The organism is Citrobacter sp. A316, from assembly GCF_002042945.1.
Classification (GTDB): domain Bacteria; phylum Pseudomonadota; class Gammaproteobacteria; order Enterobacterales; family Enterobacteriaceae; genus Citrobacter; species Citrobacter portucalensis.
On record NZ_MVFZ01000009.1, the window covers coordinates 43351 to 60531 of the forward strand.

Sequence of the window (17181 nt, forward strand, 5' to 3'; positions counted from 1 at the left end):
GCTGAGCCACATTATAGCCCAGATTGCCGTAATCGTTTACCCGAGAACCCGGCACATTTCCCACCAACACCGCAATGCACAAGTCCTTTTAATTCACATTGTTATATCCGATTCAGATCACATTTCTGCATTTCTTGACCGCACAAAATTGACTCAAATCAAAAGGTGTATTGGTTCTGCACCTTTCGTCTTGAACAAAAGGAAACAATTTTATATATAAACGCGAATGATAATGATGATCATTTACATTCAATAAAGGTTCTCTTATGTTGCCACGGATTAACCAAAGGCCATTTATTCTTTCAGCCCTGACATTATGCATGTCCGGCGCTGCTTCTGCAGCTACCTCTACAACACACGCTTCAACGCCCGACGATGATACGGTGATCGTCACGGCTAACCGCTCTGAAAGTAGTCTCTGGGATAGCCCGGCAACTATTCAGGTTATCGATCGCCAGACGCTGCAAAACTCCACTAGCGTTTCTATTGCTGATGATTTACAAGATATTCCCGGCGTCGAAGTCACCGATAACGCCCTCGCTGGCCGGAAACAAATTCGTATCCGTGGCGAAGCCTCTTCGCGGGTGCTGATTTTGATCGACGGCCAGGTCGTCAGCTACCAGCGCGCCGGACAAAACTACGGAGCCGGTTTGCTGATTGACGAATCCGCACTGGAGCGCATTGAGGTGGTCAAAGGCCCCTACTCTGTCCTCTATGGTTCGCAGGCGATTGGCGGCGTCGTAAACTTTATTACCAAAAAAGGCGGCGATAAGCCTCTCGGCGGCAGCGTTAAGGCCGTTTATAACTCCGCAACGGCAGGATGGGAAGAATCAGCAGCGGCCTGGGGCAGCATCGGAAACTTTGACTACCGCATCAATGGCAGCTATTCCGACCAGGGGGACCGCGATACGCCTGACGGAAGATTGCCCGACACCAATTTCCGTAATAACGGCCAGGGCGTGTGGCTTGGCTACAACTTCGATCGCCATAAAATCGGACTCTCCCTCGATCGTTACAAACTGTCTACTCAAACCTGGTTTGACGATCCAGAGGGCCAGTTCGACGACTTTAGCGTCAAAATACCTAAGCTGGAACGCGAGAAAATCGGTCTTTTCTACGACTATGCGGCCGACGGAGATTACCTGAAGAAAATCCATCTTGACGCATACACCCAGACAATAGAGCGCAAATTTGAAAACCGGGTCAAAACGACCCAGGTAATCCCCAGCCCGGCGATTAAAGCGCTGACGATAAGCAATCAAACCAATACCAACGACAAACAGTATACCCAGGGGGTAACGCTGCAGGGCAATTTCTCCCTTCCCGCTAACAACGAGCTGGTGATTGGCACTCAATATCAGCATGACAAAATCAAACAGGACACGGACGGCAGTACGCGCCAGACCGCAGCTACCGGCTTCTTCGATACGCAAACCCGTACCCTGTCATACAACGAAGCGGAGCAAAGCAACACCTCATTGTTCGCGCAAAACGACTGGCGCTTTGCCGATGACTGGACGTGGACCGTAGGCGCACGCCAGTACTGGCTGTCTTCGAAGCTCAATCGCAACGATACGCAAACCCTGCAAAGCAGCGGCAGCACCTGGCAATCCACCGGAGGAAATTCAGTACACGATGATGAACTCGTGACCTCAACCAGCCTACGCTATTCCGGTTTTAAAGATCTTGAACTCCGGGCAGCATATGCCCAGGGCTACGTCTTCCCCACGCTGACTCAGCTGTTTATGCAGACGTCCGCAGGCGGAAGCGTGACCTACGGCAACCCAAACCTGAAGGCGGAACACTCGAATAACTATGAGCTGGGCGCACGGTATAAAGGGAATATGTGGCTGATTGACGGCGCCATTTATTACTCCGAAGCCAAAGACTATATCGCCAGCCTGGCCTGTTCAGGCCAACCCGTTTGCAGCGGTAATACCACCTCTTCACGGGGCGGCTATTACTACTACGATAACATCGATCGGGCCAAAACCTGGGGCATGGAACTCACCGCAGAATACAACGGCTGGGCGGTTTCACCTTACCTGAGCGGTAATCTCATTCGCCGTCAGTACGAAGGCAATACCCTAAAAACCTGGGATACCGGCGAACCCACGCTGACCGGGCGCGTCGGTCTGAAACATACCTGGTTGATGAATGTCGCTAACGTGACGTCCGATGTCTTTATCCGCGCGGCGTCCAGCGCTAAAGATAATACCGGCACCACGGAAATCAACTACCCAGGTTGGGCCACACTTAACCTCGCATTCAACACCGAGTTCGGTCCGCAGGACCAGTATCAGGTCAACCTCGCGCTCAACAACCTGACCGACAAGCGTTACAGAACCGCACATGAATCTATCCCAGACGCTGGTTTCAATGCCGCCGTTGGCTTTGCGTGGAATTTCTGACGATGAAAAAACTCATGATTGGCTTACTGAGCCTCGCCTGCGTTTTCAGTGCCCAGTCCGCCGACCGCCTGGTGGTGGCGGGCGGCTCGCTTAGCGAACTGATATACGCCATGGGCGTCGGCAACCGGGTGGTCGGCGTTGATGAAACCACCTCGTATCCGCCCGAAACTGCCGCACTCCCGCATATCGGCTACTGGAAGCAGTTAAGCAGCGAGGGCATTTTGTCGCTGCATCCGGACAGTTTTATCACCTGGCAGGATGCAGGCCCCCAAATCGTGTTGGATCAGCTGCGGGCGCAAAAGGTTAACGTCGTGACGTTGCCGCGCGTACCGGCCACCGTCGAACAGATGTACGCCAACATTCGGGAACTGGCTACAACACTGCACATTTCTGACCAAGGCGAGGCGTTAGTCAATCGCCTGCAGCAACGTCTGGAGCGTGTTCAGCACAGCGTGGCGGCGAAAAACGCGCCGGTCAAAGCGATGTTCATTCTCTCTGCTGGCGGCAGCGCGCCTCAGGTTGCCGGAAAAGGCAGCGTTGCCGATGCCATTATGACCCTCGCAGGCGCACAAAATGTTGCCACCCATGCGCAGTATAAAAGCTACAGCGCGGAGTCACTGATCGCCGCCAACCCGGAGGTGATCGTGGTGACGTCGCAAATGGTGGATGGCGATCTGGCTCGTCTGAGCGCAATTGCCGGTATTACCCATACTGCGGCCTGGAAAAACCAGCGCATTGTGGCGGTAGACCAGGCGCTGATTCTGGGGATGGGACCTCGCGTCGCCGATGCGGTTGAAGCCCTACACCAGCAATTCTGGCCTCACTAACTGGATTTATTAAGAAGAATGAAAACTGAACACTCGCTGGATCTCACCGCGCATTTTGCGCTCGAGGGAAGTCAGCCATTTAAGGATCGCCGCGCCACGATGCCCTGGCGTGGGGCGATCCCGGTTGCCAAAGAGCTATTGTCACAAACCTGGCAGGAGGTCATCAGCCAGCCAACCCCGCCGCGTAAACGGCTGCTGTACTTGCATATCCCTTTTTGTGCAACACATTGTACTTTCTGCGGTTTTTATCAAAACCGGTTTGAAGAAGACAACTGCGCCCGCTACACCAACGCGCTGTTGCGTGAAATAGAGATGGAAGCTGATAGCGCATTACATCAGTCGGCCCCCATTCACGCCGTCTATTTTGGCGGCGGTACGCCTTCTGCGTTGTCTGCACAGGACCTGGCCAGAATCATCACCAAGCTACGTGACAAGCTACCGCTGGCGCCGGACTGCGAAATCACCATTGAGGGGCGAGTGCTCAATTTTGACGATGCGCGAATCGATGCCTGCCTTGACGCTGGCGCCAATCGATTTTCAATCGGTATTCAGTCTTTTAACAGCCGAATCCGTAAAAAAATGGCGCGTACTTCGGACGGCCCGACTGCGACGGCCTTTATGCAGGGACTGGTAAAACGGGATCGTGCCGCCGTGGTGTGCGATCTGCTGTTTGGTCTGCCAGGACAAGACGCAAAACTGTGGGGCGAGGATCTGGCGATTGCCCGCGACATCGGCCTCGATGGCGTAGATCTTTATGCGCTGAATCTGATCCCTAATACACCGCTTGGCAAAGCGGTTGAAACCGGGCGCACAACCGTTCCCTCTCCCGCCGAACGCCGCGATCTCTACCTTCAGGGCTGCGATTTCATGGACAGCGCGGGCTGGCGCTGCATCAGCAACAGTCACTGGGCGCGCACCACACGGGAACGCAATCTGTATAACCTGCTGATTAAACAGGGTGCAGACTGTCTGGCATTCGGCTCTGGCGCAGGAGGGTCAGTCAATGGCTATTCCTGGATGGTCGAGCGCAACCTGAATACATGGCATGAATCTATCGCCGCCGGAAAAAAACCGCTAATGATGATGATGCGCACCGCCGAGCGTGGTTTCCAGTGGCGACACACTCTGCAGGCCGGTATTGAGACGGCCCGCGTCCCGCTGGATGAACTGACGCCTCATGCACAAAAACTGGCCCCGCTACTGACCCAATGGCATCACGCAGGACTGACGCGAGATGCCAGCACCTGTGTACGCCTGACCAATGAAGGGCGTTTTTGGGCGAGCAATATTTTGCAGTCTCTTGATGAACTGATTCAGGCACTTAACGCGCCGCACATTGCGGTAGAGCAACCATAAAAGGAGTGAATTATGAGCCATGTCTCTTTACAGGATTTTTTGAAAACTGAGCCGGACGGTACGCTGGAAGCTATCGCAGCCCAGTACAACACTACATTGCTGGAGGTGGTGAAAAACCTCCCTTCCCCGACGCTGGTTTCCGGCAGTCAATTTGATACCGTCTGGGAAACCGTCTGCGAATGGGGCAAAGTCACCACCCTGGTCCATACTGCTGATGTCATTCTGGAATTCACCGGTGAATTACCTTCCGGATTCCACCGCCACGGTTACTTCAACCTGCGCGGAAAAAAAGGCATGACCGGGCATATCAAGGCAGAAAACTGCACGCATATTGCTCTGATTGAACGCAAATTTATGGGAATGGACACTGCGTCCATTCTCTTCTTCAACCAGGCGGGTAGCGCTATGTTCAAAATCTTCCTCGGTCGCGATGAGCATCGACAGCTACTGGCCGAACAGGTCAGCGCCTTTCACGCGTTGTCTTCATCTTTAAAGGAACATGCCTGATGGCTCCATGGCTCATTTTTGGTGCAGGCGGTAGCGGCGTCGGCGCGAAAACGCTGGAACTCGCGCTGGCAGAACAACGCCCGGTAATTGCCGTCGTTCGCAACGCGCAGGTCGCTGCCGGGATGCAGGAAAAAGGTGTGCAGGTCTTTATTGGCGACGCCTGCGACAGCCAGGTCACCGCCTGCGCCTGTCGCGCAGCGGGTCAGCATGCCACGGTGATCTCCTCCATGGGTGGTGCCCAGGATTATCTGGCGCACAGAACCGTCATTGATGAAGCAGAAAAAGCTGAGATCAAACGCATGATTCTGGTCACCTCCCTGGGCTGTGGCGACAGTTGGCTCTTTTTGTCCCCACGCGCCAGGGCTGCATTTGGCCAGGCCGTACGGGAAAAATCGTTGGCTGAAAGCTGGCTACAAACCAGTCAACTGGACTACGCCATTCTCCGCCCCGGCGGTTTGCTGAACGGTGAAGCCACAGGCCTGGCGCAACGAATACAGGCCGAGGAGTGTCATGGCTTTGTGATGCGCGCAGATGTTGCCAGGCACATTCACGAACTGGCCACGGCGCCGGCACTCAATAACCAGATTTACAGTTTAGTTGAGCCGGGACTGAAACCCGCGTAAACCCCTCGCGGCGCGGAAATTTCGCGCCGCAAAGACGTTATGGAGCGTTGCGTGCTTAAGGACTCGCTTTCTTCCGTCAGCATTCTGACGGGCCTTTCTCTCTTGCTGGTCGCTCTGATGCTGTTCGGTGCCAGCCAGGGGGCGTTGAACATTAGCTTCAGCGCCCTGTTCAACGACGAATACCGTGATATCTGGTTGAACATCCGCCTGCCCCGCGTGCTGCTGGCCGTTTTGGTCGGTGCTGCGCTGGCTACGGCAGGGGTCATTATGCAGGGGCTTTTTCGCAATCCAATGGCCGATCCTGGCCTGCTTGGCGTCAGCAGCGGCTCCGCGCTGATGGTCGGCATCGCGATAGTTATCCCCTTTTCATTCCCCGTAGTGCTGGTGTTGTATGAGCAGATGATTTTTGCCGTCGCGGGCAGCATGGTGGTCTGCACGATTATTTTTCTGATAAGCCAGCGTCATAACCACGGCGGAATGATGCAACTGCTGTTAGCCGGTATCGCTATCAATGCCCTGTGCGGTTCGGCTATTGGCGTGCTGAGCTATGTGGGCGACGAACAACAGCTACGTCAACTTACGCTGTGGATGATGGGGAATCTCGGCCAGGCCCAGTGGCCAACGCTGCTGGTTGCCAGCACGTTTATTCTTCCAGCCATTGCTGTCACCATCTGTATGGCGGGAACGCTTAATTTGCTGCAATTGGGTGATGAAGAGGCGCATTACCTCGGCGTAAACGTCAAACGTAAGCGCCAGCAGCTACTGTTGCTCAGCTCGCTCCTTGTCGGTGCTGCCGTTTCCGTCAGCGGCGTGATTGGCTTTATTGGCCTGGTGATCCCGCATCTGATCAGAATGACTACCGGCGCCGATCATCGCTGGTTGATTCCCTGCTCTACGCTGGCCGGCGCCTGTTTACTGCTGATTGCCGACACGCTGGCCCGCACACTTGTTCAGCCTGCCGAAATGCCCGTTGGCCTGTTAACCAGCCTGATCGGTGGACCGTATTTCCTGTGGTTAATACTGCGTAGCCGGAGGATGTCATGATCGTCGCTGAAAATCTGGTCTACCACATTCAGGGCAGACGACTGACCGATGACGTTTCTCTGACGCTACCTGATGGAGAAATCATCGCGATTCTTGGTCCGAATGGGGCCGGAAAATCGACGCTGCTTCGCCAGCTTACGGGCTATCTGCAGCCCCACAGCGGGCGTTGTAGCTTGTTTGGCAAGCCGCTGAACGAGTGGTCAATCACCGAGCTGGCAAAAACCCGCGCCGTGATGCGCCAGAACAGTCATATGGCCTTCCCGTTTAGCGTGCAGGAGGTCATCCGCATGGGCAGGCATCCGTATCGTACGCGCAACACGGGCGATGAAACGGAGCACATCATGACATTGTGTGACTGTCAGGCGCTGGCCACGCGCGATTACCGACATCTGTCGGGAGGAGAACAACAGCGGGTACAGCTGGCGCGCCTGCTGGTTCAGCTTTGGGAGCCCGAACCCAGGCCAAAATGGCTGTTTCTCGATGAACCCACCTCCGCCCTGGATATTCACCACCAACAGCATCTTTTTCGTCTGCTGCGTCGTCTGGTAGGTGAACGACAGTTCAGCGTCTGCTGCGTCCTGCACGATCTTAACCTTGCGGCGCGCTATGCTGACCGCGTGGTATTGATGGAACGCGGCAGGATAGTTGATAACGGTCGTCCGCAGGATGTTCTGCAGCAATCGTCACTAAATGCACTGTACGGTGCCGATCTCACGGTGATAAATGAACCGGAGCATCGAACGCCGCTTATTGTTCTCAATCAATAACAGTACGTGTACTCCCCTCAGCAAGGCTGAGGGGAAACACAAGAGCGATAATGCACGTTGCTGTTAGTAAAAGTCTTGCTTCATATTTCCACCCTTTATTTTTATATTTTTATCCTATATTTTCATATAGTTATAAAACAAACATTTATAATTCCTTTATCTAAAATTAGTAAACTGATGGAACAAAAAAAGCCCTGCAGGTTTTGCAAGGCTTTATCTTTGTTTTGTGGACACTTTTTCGAAGTGTGAACGCTGATTTAAAAATCGATTCTCAATCAGCGATCTAAATGCTTGACCTTCCCCTAGATGGAAGGTTTAACCTTTATCACAGTCAGTTAATCCTGCAATAAAGGAGTTGGTTATGTCTCAAACAATCGATCTAACCCTGGACGGCTTGTCCTGTGGTCACTGCGTAAAACGCGTTAAAGAAAGTCTGGAACAACGTCCGGACGTTGAGCAAGCGGATGTCACTGTGACTGAAGCGCACATCACCGGGAGCGCCAGTGCTGAAGCGCTGATTGAAACCATCAAACAAGCCGGTTACGGCGCGGAGTTAAGCCACCCAAAGGCTAAACCGCTGACGGAGTCATCAATCCCGTCGGAAGCACTGGCAGCGGTCCCTTCCGAGCTTCCGGCAGCTACGGCTGATGATGACAGCCAACAGTTGCTGTTAAACGGCATGAGCTGCGCCAGCTGTGTTATCCGCGTACAAGATGCTCTGCAAAGCGTACCGGGTGTCACGCAGGCACGGGTAAACCTGGCGGAACGAACTGCGCTGGTAATGGGCAGTGCGTCCGCCGACCAATTAGTGAAAGCGGTGGAGAAAGCGGGCTACGGCGCAGAAGCTATTGAAGATGATGTTAAGCGCCGCGAGCGTCAGCAAGAAACCGCCGTGGCAACCATGAAACGTTTTCGCTGGCAGGCGGCCGTCGCGCTGCTGTTAGGTATCCCTGTCATGGTATGGGGAATGATTGGTGAAAACATGATGGTCACTGCCGACAACCGCAGCCTGTGGCTGACGATTGGTCTGGCAACGCTTGCCGTGATGGTTTTCGCGGGCGGTCATTTTTACCGCAATGCGTGGAAAAGCCTGATGAACGGCACCGCGACCATGGATACACTGGTGGCACTGGGTACGGGGGTGGCATGGCTTTATTCCATGAGCGTCAACCTCTGGCCGCAATGGTTCCCGATGGAAGCAAGACACCTCTATTATGAAGCCAGTGCGATGATTATCGGTCTGATTAACCTCGGGCACATGCTGGAAGCGCGGGCTCGTCAGCGCTCGTCCAAAGCACTGGAAAAATTACTCGATCTGACGCCGCCGACCGCGCGTGTTGTCACCGACGAAGGTGAAAAGAACGTGCCGCTGGCAGACGTTCAGGCGGGAATGTTGCTGCGCCTGACCACTGGTGACCGCGTTCCGGTAGATGGCGAAATCACTCAGGGCGAAGCCTGGCTGGATGAAGCCATGCTGACCGGAGAGCCTATTCCGCAACAAAAAGGCGAAGGCGATAGCGTCCACGCCGGTACAGTCGTACAGGACGGTAGCGTGCTGTTCCGCGCCAGCGCCGTTGGCAGCCACACCACGCTGTCACGCATTATTCGTATGGTGCGCCAGGCGCAAAGCAGTAAACCGGAGATTGGTAAACTGGCTGACCGTATCTCCTCAGTGTTCGTTCCGGTCGTCGTCGTCATTGCGCTGGTGAGTGCGGCAATCTGGTATTTCTTCGGGCCGGCACCACAAATTGTTTATACGCTGGTGATAGCCACCACCGTACTGATTATTGCCTGCCCTTGTGCGCTGGGCCTGGCAACGCCAATGTCGATTATTTCCGGTGTGGGTCGTGCCGCTGAGTTTGGGGTTCTGGTACGTGATGCCGATGCGCTGCAGCGCGCCAGCACGCTCGATACCGTCGTGTTTGATAAGACCGGGACATTGACAGAAGGTAAACCGCAGGTTGTCGCCATCAAAACGTTTGGCAACACCGATGAAGCGCTGGCAATTCGTCTGGCAGCAGCCCTTGAACAGGGATCCAGCCACCCGCTGGCCAGAGCGATACTGGACAAAGCCGGTGATGTTACGCTGCCACAGGTCAATGGTTTCCGTACGCTGCGTGGTTTAGGCGTCAGTGGCGAAACAGAGGGTCATTCGCTGCTGCTGGGCAACCAGGCGCTGCTCAATGAACAGCAGGTAGATACCACTGAAATGGAAGCTGAAATCACCGCTCAGGCATCCCAGGGGTCAACCCCGGTCCTGTTGGCGATTGATGGCAAAGCGGCGGCGCTGTTAGCGGTGCGTGATCCACTGCGTAGCGACAGCGTGGCAGCACTTCAGCGCCTGCACCGCAACGGGTATCGTCTGGTGATGCTTACCGGTGACAACCCAACCACGGCTAACGCTATTGCCAAAGAAGCCGGTATTGATGAGGTGATTGCCGGTGTTCTGCCGGATGGTAAAGCCGAGGCGATTAAACGTCTGCAAAGCCAGGGGCGTCAGGTTGCCATGGTGGGTGACGGTATCAACGATGCACCTGCGCTGGCTCAGGCCGATGTCGGAATTGCCATGGGTGGCGGCAGCGATGTGGCGATTGAAACCGCCGCGATTACACTGATGCGTCATAGCCTGATGGGCGTTGCGGATGCGCTGTCTATCTCCCGGGCAACGCTGCGTAATATGAAGCAGAACCTGGTCGGCGCGTTTATTTATAACAGCATCGGTATCCCCGTTGCCGCTGGGATCCTGTGGCCGTTCACCGGAACACTGCTGAATCCGGTCGTTGCAGGGGCGGCGATGGCGCTCTCCTCCATTACTGTGGTGAGCAACGCTAACCGACTGCTGCGCTTCAAACCGAAAGAATAACCCTCTGCCGCATGGCGCTCACGCTTATCCGGCCTACAAATTGCAGGTAACATTGTAGGCTGGATAAGACGATTTCGCGTCGCCATCCGGCGATTCTCGCATTGCACCTTCCTGGACCACGCGCTAGCATGAAAGTCTACTTAGGGAGGTCGTATGGATCTGTTATACCGGGTAAAAACATTTTTCACCGCGCTACGCGGCAACCACTATACCTGGCCTGCCATCGACATTTCATTGCCCGGCAACCGCCATTTTCATCTGATTGGCAGTATTCACATGGGCAGTCGCGATATGGCACCTCTGCCTGCCAAATTACTCAAAAAACTCAACCATGCCGACGCGCTGATTGTCGAAGCAGATGTTTCCGGTGACGACGCGCCGTTTGCTAACCTTCCTGCATTTGCCGCACTCGAAGAACGTATCAGCCCGGAGCAGTTAGAAAACCTGCGTAAAGTCACCAACGAACTGGGCATTTCCCCATCCCTGTTATCTACTCAGCCGTTGTGGCAAATCGCCATGGTATTACAGGCGACACAGGCACAGCAGTTGGGGCTACGGGCGGAATACGGAATTGATTACCAATTGCTGAAAGCGGCAAAACAAGCGCATAAACCCGTCATCGAACTGGAAGGCGCATCCAGCCAAATCGAGCTGTTATGTCAGTTGCCTGATAACGGGCTGGCCTTGTTGGACGATACTCTGACGCACTGGCATACCAATGCCAGATTGTTGCAACAGATGATGGGTTGGTGGCTTAAAACACCGCCACGCAATAGCGAACTGACGCTTCCCAATACCTTTAGCCAGTCGTTGTATGACGTATTGATGCATCAACGCAACACCGCCTGGCGCGATCGGCTCAGAGCGATGCCTGCTGGTCATTACGTCGTGGCCGTTGGCGCGTTGCATCTGTACGGAGAAGGAAATTTGCCGGAGATGTTACGGTAAAAAAAATGGCCAATATTTCTATTGGCCCGTCAAAGAGGAATTTCATCATTATTATGATCCCAATGCTTAAAGCATCGGTGTAGTTCGATTGTCGCTCAAAGTCATCATCCTGCCAATACTATTGCGCAAGATGGTACTATTTTTTAGACAGACATCAGGCGTATGCTTGAGTCGTATTTTGTCTGGTCCAGGAAAATTTCTATGACACCCGCCGTTAAATTACTCGAAAAAAACAAAATCTCTTTCCAGATCCACACCTACGATCACGATCCGTCCGAGACGAACTTTGGTGATGAAGTGGTGCGCAAGTTAGGTCTGAATGCGGACCAGGTCTACAAAACGCTGCTGGTTGCCGTGAATGGCGATATGAAGCATCTGGCGGTTGCGGTCACGCCTGTAGCCGGTCAATTGGATCTCAAAAAGGTCGCTAAGGCGCTGGGGGCTAAAAAGGTCGATATGGCCGATCCAATGGTTGCGCAACGAACCACCGGTTATCTGGTGGGGGGGATCAGCCCATTAGGACAGAAAAAGAGATTGCCAACGCTCATTGATGCCCCTGCCCAGACGTTTGACACCATTTATGTTTCCGGCGGCAAACGCGGGCTGGATATCGAACTGGCAGCGGGCGATCTGGCGAAAATTCTGGATGCGAAATTCGCCGACATCGCACGCCGTGATTAAGCGGTTATAGAATGATTGCCTGATGGCGCGCAGCTTTAAGGCCTATAAATCGAATACTCAACAGGGCGTTATTGGTGAAGGCAGTTTGGACGCGGCCAGCGCGCAGGAACCGGAGCGTACATGTAGTACGTGAGGATTCCGAGCACTGCCCGCGTTCAAAATGGCGAACAAAATAGCCCTGTTACTGCCAGGTAACTTCACCCTTCGGCTCATACATACTGGCATCCAGCGGTGAGTTCTTCTGCACGTACTCTTTCAGCACTTCCGCATCAATAAACCCGGTATTCACATAGCCTGGTTTGTTATCAATTCGCGGATAGCCATCGCCGCCGGTCGCGTTGAAGCTCAGGGTCGCCATACGATAGGTTTTGGCTGGGTCAACGGGTTCGCCTTTGATTTTCAAATCGTTAAGCTTGCCGTCTTTCGCCACAAAGCTGACGTTAGCAAACTGCGGATAGGCCCCGGAGTCCGGCTTCATTTGCGCCACCGCGGTCAGATAGTCAATCACCTCTTTCCCGCTCATGTCGGCATACACCACGATGTTTCCGAACGGCTGTACTTTCAGCACGCTCTTATAAGTGATATCGCCACCTTCGATGGAATCACGGATACCGCCGCCGCTCATCACGCCAAAATCAGCGCTGGTCCGCGCCATTTGCGCAGCCAGCAGCAAATGCCCCATGTTGGTCTGCACGAAACGGACTTTGCTTCGGTCGCCTTCGAGGCGCGCATTAACGCTACCGATTTTCACGTCGAGCTGCGCTTTACCTTTATTCTGGAACGGCGTCAGCAGCGAAAGCATTTGCTGATTTTCAGCTATTTCCGGGGTGTAGAGTACGCGCTCACTTTTACCGTTGTCCCAGGTCACTTTTTTCTTCAGGTTGACGGGAATGAGCTGGTAGTTAACCATTTTCATTTCGCCGTTACGGAACTCAAAGTCCGCCCGGCCCACGTATTTCCCCCACTCATGCGCCTGCACAATCCAGATCCCATTTTGCTTGTCTGGCGCACACGGCGTACCCGGTACGTAATCAACCTGCTTCTTGTTCTCTGAAGCCATACACACCGGATCCTGCGAGTGACCACCGACAATCATCGCCAGCGATCCCGCCGGCAGGCTACGCGCCATTTCGACATCGCCGGGGGCGTTCGAGCCGTGGTTGCCGTTGTCATAATGTCCCATATGGGTGGTCGCGATAATGATGTCTGGCTTTTCACCCATATTCAGTTCCTGGATAACCAGTTTGGCTTCATCAGCAGGTTTACGGAACTCAATATCGGTAAAGAACTCGGGGTTGCCTATTTTAGCGGTATCGTCAGTGGTTAAACCGAGTACGGCAATTTTTAAATCCTGGCGCTTGAAGATGGCCCACGGCTTAAATAAACGCTCGCCGGTGCTTTTCTGATAGATATTGGCCGAGAGAAAAGGGAATTTGGACCATTTTTCCTGCTGGCGCAATACGGTCATAGGATTGTCAAACTCGTGGTTTCCGACTGCCATTGCGTCATAGCCAATCAGGTTCATCCCACGAAAATCAGGTTCTGCATCCTGCAGATCGGACTCCGGTACGCCGGTATTAATGTCGCCACCGGAAAGCAACAGTACGCTGCCCCCTTCCTCTGCCACCTCTTTACGAATACTGTCCACCAGCGTTTTTTGCGCCGCCAGCCCGTACTCTCCGTATTCGCTGCGCCAGAAGTGACCGTGATGATCGTTGGTATGCAGAATGGTAATTTTGTAGGTTTTATCTTTTTCGTACGCCTGTGCAGGCTGACCTGCCAGCGTAAATGCGGCGAATAACGCCAGCGCCACGCCCCGTTTTAAAAACTTCATATTTCTCTCCCTGAGCCAAAATCAACGACTGAAATTACAATGATATGAAATAATAGTCGAAAATGTTTTCAGAAATGAGACTTCCTTCAAACACCTTCCGCAGGTATGTTAGTCAGGTAATAATAACAAAATAGATTACCCTCATAATCGCAACCCAAACAGAAGTGACTTTCTATGGCAATAAGTGAACCAACCCAGCCTGTGGCTGGCGCGTCAGCGTCGGTTGCTAAAGCACGCACCTCATTTGGCATTTTAGGAGCGATCAGCCTCTCCCATCTGCTAAACGATATGATTCAGTCGCTGATCCTGGCGATTTATCCGCTATTGCAGTCAGAGTTCTCGCTGACGTTTATGCAGATCGGGATGATCACCCTAACCTTCCAGCTTGCTTCTTCGCTGCTGCAACCGGTGGTGGGTTACTGGACGGACAAATACCCGATGCCGTGGTCGCTACCCATTGGGATGTGCTTCACGCTGAGCGGGCTTGTTTTGCTGGCCATGGCCGGCAGTTTCCATATGGTGCTGCTCGCCGCGGCGCTGGTTGGCACCGGCTCTTCGGTATTTCATCCGGAATCGTCCCGCGTGGCACGCATGGCCTCCGGCGGTCGCCACGGCCTGGCACAGTCAATTTTCCAGGTTGGCGGTAACTTCGGTAGCTCTTTGGGACCCTTGCTGGCAGCTGTCATCATCGCGCCATATGGTAAGGGTAATGTGGCCTGGTTTGTTCTGGCTGCGTTATTAGCGATTGTCGTCCTGGCACAAATCAGCCGTTGGTACGCTGCGCAGCATCGGATGAGTAAAGGAAAACCGAAAGTCGCCATCGTAAATCCGTTACCGCGCAATAAAGTGGTGCTGGCGGTAAGCATCCTGCTGGTACTGATTTTCTCCAAATACTTCTATATGGCGAGCATCAGCAGCTATTACACCTTTTATCTGATGCAAAAATTCGGATTATCGGTACAAAACGCCCAGTTTCACCTGTTTGCCTTCCTGTTTGCCGTCGCGGCCGGGACGGTGATTGGCGGACCATTAGGCGATAAAATTGGCAGAAAATATGTTATTTGGGGCTCTATCCTCGGCGTTGCGCCATTTACCCTCGTTTTACCCTACGCAACGCTGGAATGGACCGGGATTTTAACCGTGATCATTGGTTTTATCCTCGCATCGGCGTTTTCTGCCATTTTGGTCTACGCGCAGGAGCTGCTCCCTGGGCGTATCGGCATGGTTTCTGGGCTATTTTTCGGTTTTGCCTTCGGCATGGGCGGCCTGGGAGCCGCTGTGCTAGGGCTCATAGCCGACCATACCAGCATCGATTTGGTCTACAAAATATGTGCTTTCCTGCCACTTCTGGGGATACTGACCATATTCTTACCTGATAACCGACACAAAGCCTGATTTTCTGACGGCCAAAAGTAAACTTTGGCCGTCATTACTTACAGTAGCCATCAGCCTTTACCTCTCATATATCGCTGTACTTTTCCGATCCGTGCTTTTTTGCGCGTAAAATCCCGTTTTCTTCAAAATTCAATAATTATTCATAAACATAAACATTAAAATTGTCATAAACTATTACTCGTAGTTTGGGTTTTTAGGATCATCACAGCAACCAAAGGAGACGGAATGCATCACGCCACCCCGCTTATCACCACCATTGTCGGCGGCCTTGTGCTCGCTTTTATATTAGGCATGATTGCCAATAAACTACGTATTTCTCCTCTGGTGGGATATCTGTTAGCGGGCGTTCTGGCCGGTCCATTTACACCTGGTTTTGTTGCTGATACTAAGCTCGCGCCTGAGCTGGCCGAGCTTGGCGTTATTCTGCTGATGTTCGGCGTGGGACTGCACTTTTCGTTGAAGGATTTGATGGCGGTAAAGTCTATCGCCATTCCCGGTGCGATTGCCCAGATAGCAGTGGCAACGCTGCTGGGTATGGCGCTTTCAGCCGTATTAGGCTGGTCGCTGATGGTGGGGATCGTCTTTGGTCTGTGTCTTTCAACCGCCAGTACCGTGGTGCTACTGCGTGCGCTTGAGGAACGACAGCTCATTGACAGCCAGCGCGGGCAAATTGCCATTGGCTGGCTGATTGTCGAAGATCTGATGATGGTGCTGACGCTGGTTCTCCTGCCAGCCGTCGCCGGGATGCTGGAAAAAGAAGATGTCGGCTTCGCCTCGTTGGCCGTCGATATGGGCATTACCATCGGTAAGGTGGTGGCGTTTATCGCGATTATGATGCTGGTGGGTCGTCGCCTGGTACCGTGGATTATGGCACGCAGCGCCGCAACCGGTTCACGCGAACTGTTTACCCTCTCAGTCCTTGCCCTCGCCTTAGGTATCGCCTTTGGCGCAGTAGAGCTGTTCGATGTCTCCTTTGCGCTGGGCGCGTTCTTCGCCGGTATGGTGCTGAATGAATCTGAACTGAGCCACCGTGCGGCGCATGATACCCTGCCGTTGCGCGATGCGTTCGCCGTGCTGTTCTTTGTTTCCGTCGGGATGCTGTTCGATCCGTTAGTTCTGATCCAGCAGCCGTTGGCGGTACTGGGCACGCTGGCGATTATTATCTTTGGTAAATCCCTTGCCGCCTATTTCCTGGTTCGTCTATTTGGTCACTCCCAACGTACGGCGCTCACCATTGCCACCAGCCTGGCGCAGATTGGTGAATTTGCCTTTATCCTGGCGGGTCTGGGAATGGCGCTAAACCTGCTGCCGCAGGCCGGACAGAATCTGGTGCTGGCTGGGGCAATCCTGTCCATCATGCTCAACCCGGTGCTGTTCGCGGTGTTAGAAAAATACCTCGCCAAAACAGAAACGTTGGAAGAGCAGACGCTGGAAGAGGCTATCGAAGAAGAGAAGCAAATTCCGGTGGATATCTGCAATCACGCCTTGCTGGTTGGCTTTGGCCGCGTCGGCAGCCTGCTGGGCGAGAAATTGATTGCTGCGGGGATCCCGCTGGTGGTTATCGAAACCTCACGTACCCGGGTGGATGAACTGCGCGAGCGTGGGATCCGCGCAGTGCTGGGAAATGCCGCCAACGAAGAGATTATGAATCTGGCGCATCTGGACTGCGCGCGCTGGCTGCTGCTGACCATTCCCAATGGTTATGAAGCGGGTGAAATTGTCGCTTCTGCACGTGAGAAATGCCCGTCGATTGAGATTATCGCCCGTGCGCATTATGACGATGAGGTGGAATATATTACCGAACGCGGCGCCAACCAGGTCGTCATGGGTGAGCGTGAAATCGCCCGCACCATGCTGGAGCTAATTGAAACGCCGCCTGCAGGTGAAGTTGCTACGGCCAGTTAATGTCCGTGCCGGATAGCGCT

Annotated in this window: 13 protein-coding genes; 12 read left to right on the forward strand and 1 reads right to left on the reverse strand. The window is 53.7% G+C overall.

Going from position 1 to position 17181, the window contains the following annotated elements; genetic code table 11:
* Nucleotides 1-266: 266 nt before the first annotated feature.
* The 10 genes from BZK41_RS12535 to ybaK all read left to right on the forward strand — a co-directional run bounded on the left by BZK41_RS12535 (nt 267) and on the right by ybaK (nt 12027).
* Nucleotides 267-2411, forward strand: coding sequence for a TonB-dependent receptor (locus tag BZK41_RS12535; protein ID WP_079938341.1), 2145 nt, complete (start codon nt 267-269; stop codon nt 2409-2411).
* Nucleotides 2412-2413: 2 nt separating this feature from the next.
* A complete protein-coding gene (locus BZK41_RS12540) occupies nt 2414-3238 on the forward strand; it encodes an ABC transporter substrate-binding protein (protein WP_079938342.1) in 825 nt (274 codons plus the stop codon).
* A gap of 18 nt (nt 3239-3256) precedes the next feature.
* A complete protein-coding gene (hutW, locus tag BZK41_RS12545) occupies nt 3257-4594 on the forward strand; it encodes a heme anaerobic degradation radical SAM methyltransferase ChuW/HutW (RefSeq protein ID WP_079938343.1) in 1338 nt (445 codons plus the stop codon).
* 12 nt (nt 4595-4606) lie between these two features.
* Complete coding sequence (gene hutX / locus BZK41_RS12550; protein WP_079938344.1) at nt 4607-5101, forward strand: heme utilization cystosolic carrier protein HutX; 495 nt, start codon at nt 4607-4609, stop codon at nt 5099-5101.
* Nucleotides 5101-5724, forward strand: coding sequence for an anaerobilin reductase (chuY, locus tag BZK41_RS12555; RefSeq protein WP_079938345.1), 624 nt, complete (start codon nt 5101-5103; stop codon nt 5722-5724). Before hutX ends, chuY begins: the two co-directional genes overlap by 1 nt.
* Nucleotides 5725-5775: 51 nt before the next feature.
* The gene (locus BZK41_RS12560; RefSeq protein ID WP_079938346.1) at nt 5776-6768 is read left to right on the forward strand and encodes an iron ABC transporter permease; all 993 of its coding nucleotides are present in this window, start codon (nt 5776-5778) and stop codon (nt 6766-6768) included.
* Nucleotides 6765-7535 (forward strand): heme ABC transporter ATP-binding protein, encoded by a 771-nt coding sequence (locus BZK41_RS12565; RefSeq protein WP_079938347.1) that lies wholly within the window; start codon nt 6765-6767, stop codon nt 7533-7535. Before BZK41_RS12560 ends, BZK41_RS12565 begins: the two co-directional genes overlap by 4 nt.
* 361 nt (nt 7536-7896) lie before the next feature.
* Nucleotides 7897-10398 (forward strand): copper-exporting P-type ATPase CopA, encoded by a 2502-nt coding sequence (gene copA, locus BZK41_RS12570; RefSeq protein ID WP_079938348.1) that lies wholly within the window; start codon nt 7897-7899, stop codon nt 10396-10398.
* Between the two features lie 153 nt (nt 10399-10551).
* A complete protein-coding gene (locus tag BZK41_RS12575; protein WP_048226266.1) occupies nt 10552-11346 on the forward strand; it encodes a TraB/GumN family protein in 795 nt (264 codons plus the stop codon).
* 201 nt (nt 11347-11547) lie between these two features.
* On the forward strand, nt 11548-12027 hold the full coding sequence (ybaK, locus tag BZK41_RS12580) for a Cys-tRNA(Pro)/Cys-tRNA(Cys) deacylase YbaK (protein WP_003831056.1): 480 nt from the start codon (nt 11548-11550) through the stop codon (nt 12025-12027).
* A 181-nt stretch (nt 12028-12208) separates the two neighbouring features.
* Here ybaK and ushA read toward each other — a convergent pair whose 3' ends face one another.
* On the reverse strand, nt 12209-13861 hold the full coding sequence (gene ushA, locus BZK41_RS12585) for a bifunctional UDP-sugar hydrolase/5'-nucleotidase UshA (RefSeq protein ID WP_079938349.1): 1653 nt from the start codon (nt 13859-13861) through the stop codon (nt 12209-12211).
* A gap of 174 nt (nt 13862-14035) precedes the next feature.
* Here ushA and fsr point away from each other — a divergent pair, with 174 nt between their 5' ends.
* Together fsr and ybaL are read left to right on the forward strand one after the other, a co-directional pair.
* On the forward strand, nt 14036-15256 hold the full coding sequence (fsr, locus tag BZK41_RS12590; protein ID WP_003021788.1) for a fosmidomycin MFS transporter: 1221 nt from the start codon (nt 14036-14038) through the stop codon (nt 15254-15256).
* A 225-nt stretch (nt 15257-15481) separates the two neighbouring features.
* Nucleotides 15482-17161 (forward strand): YbaL family putative K(+) efflux transporter, encoded by a 1680-nt coding sequence (gene ybaL / locus BZK41_RS12595; protein WP_079938350.1) that lies wholly within the window; start codon nt 15482-15484, stop codon nt 17159-17161.
* Nucleotides 17162-17181: the final 20 nt, after the last annotated feature.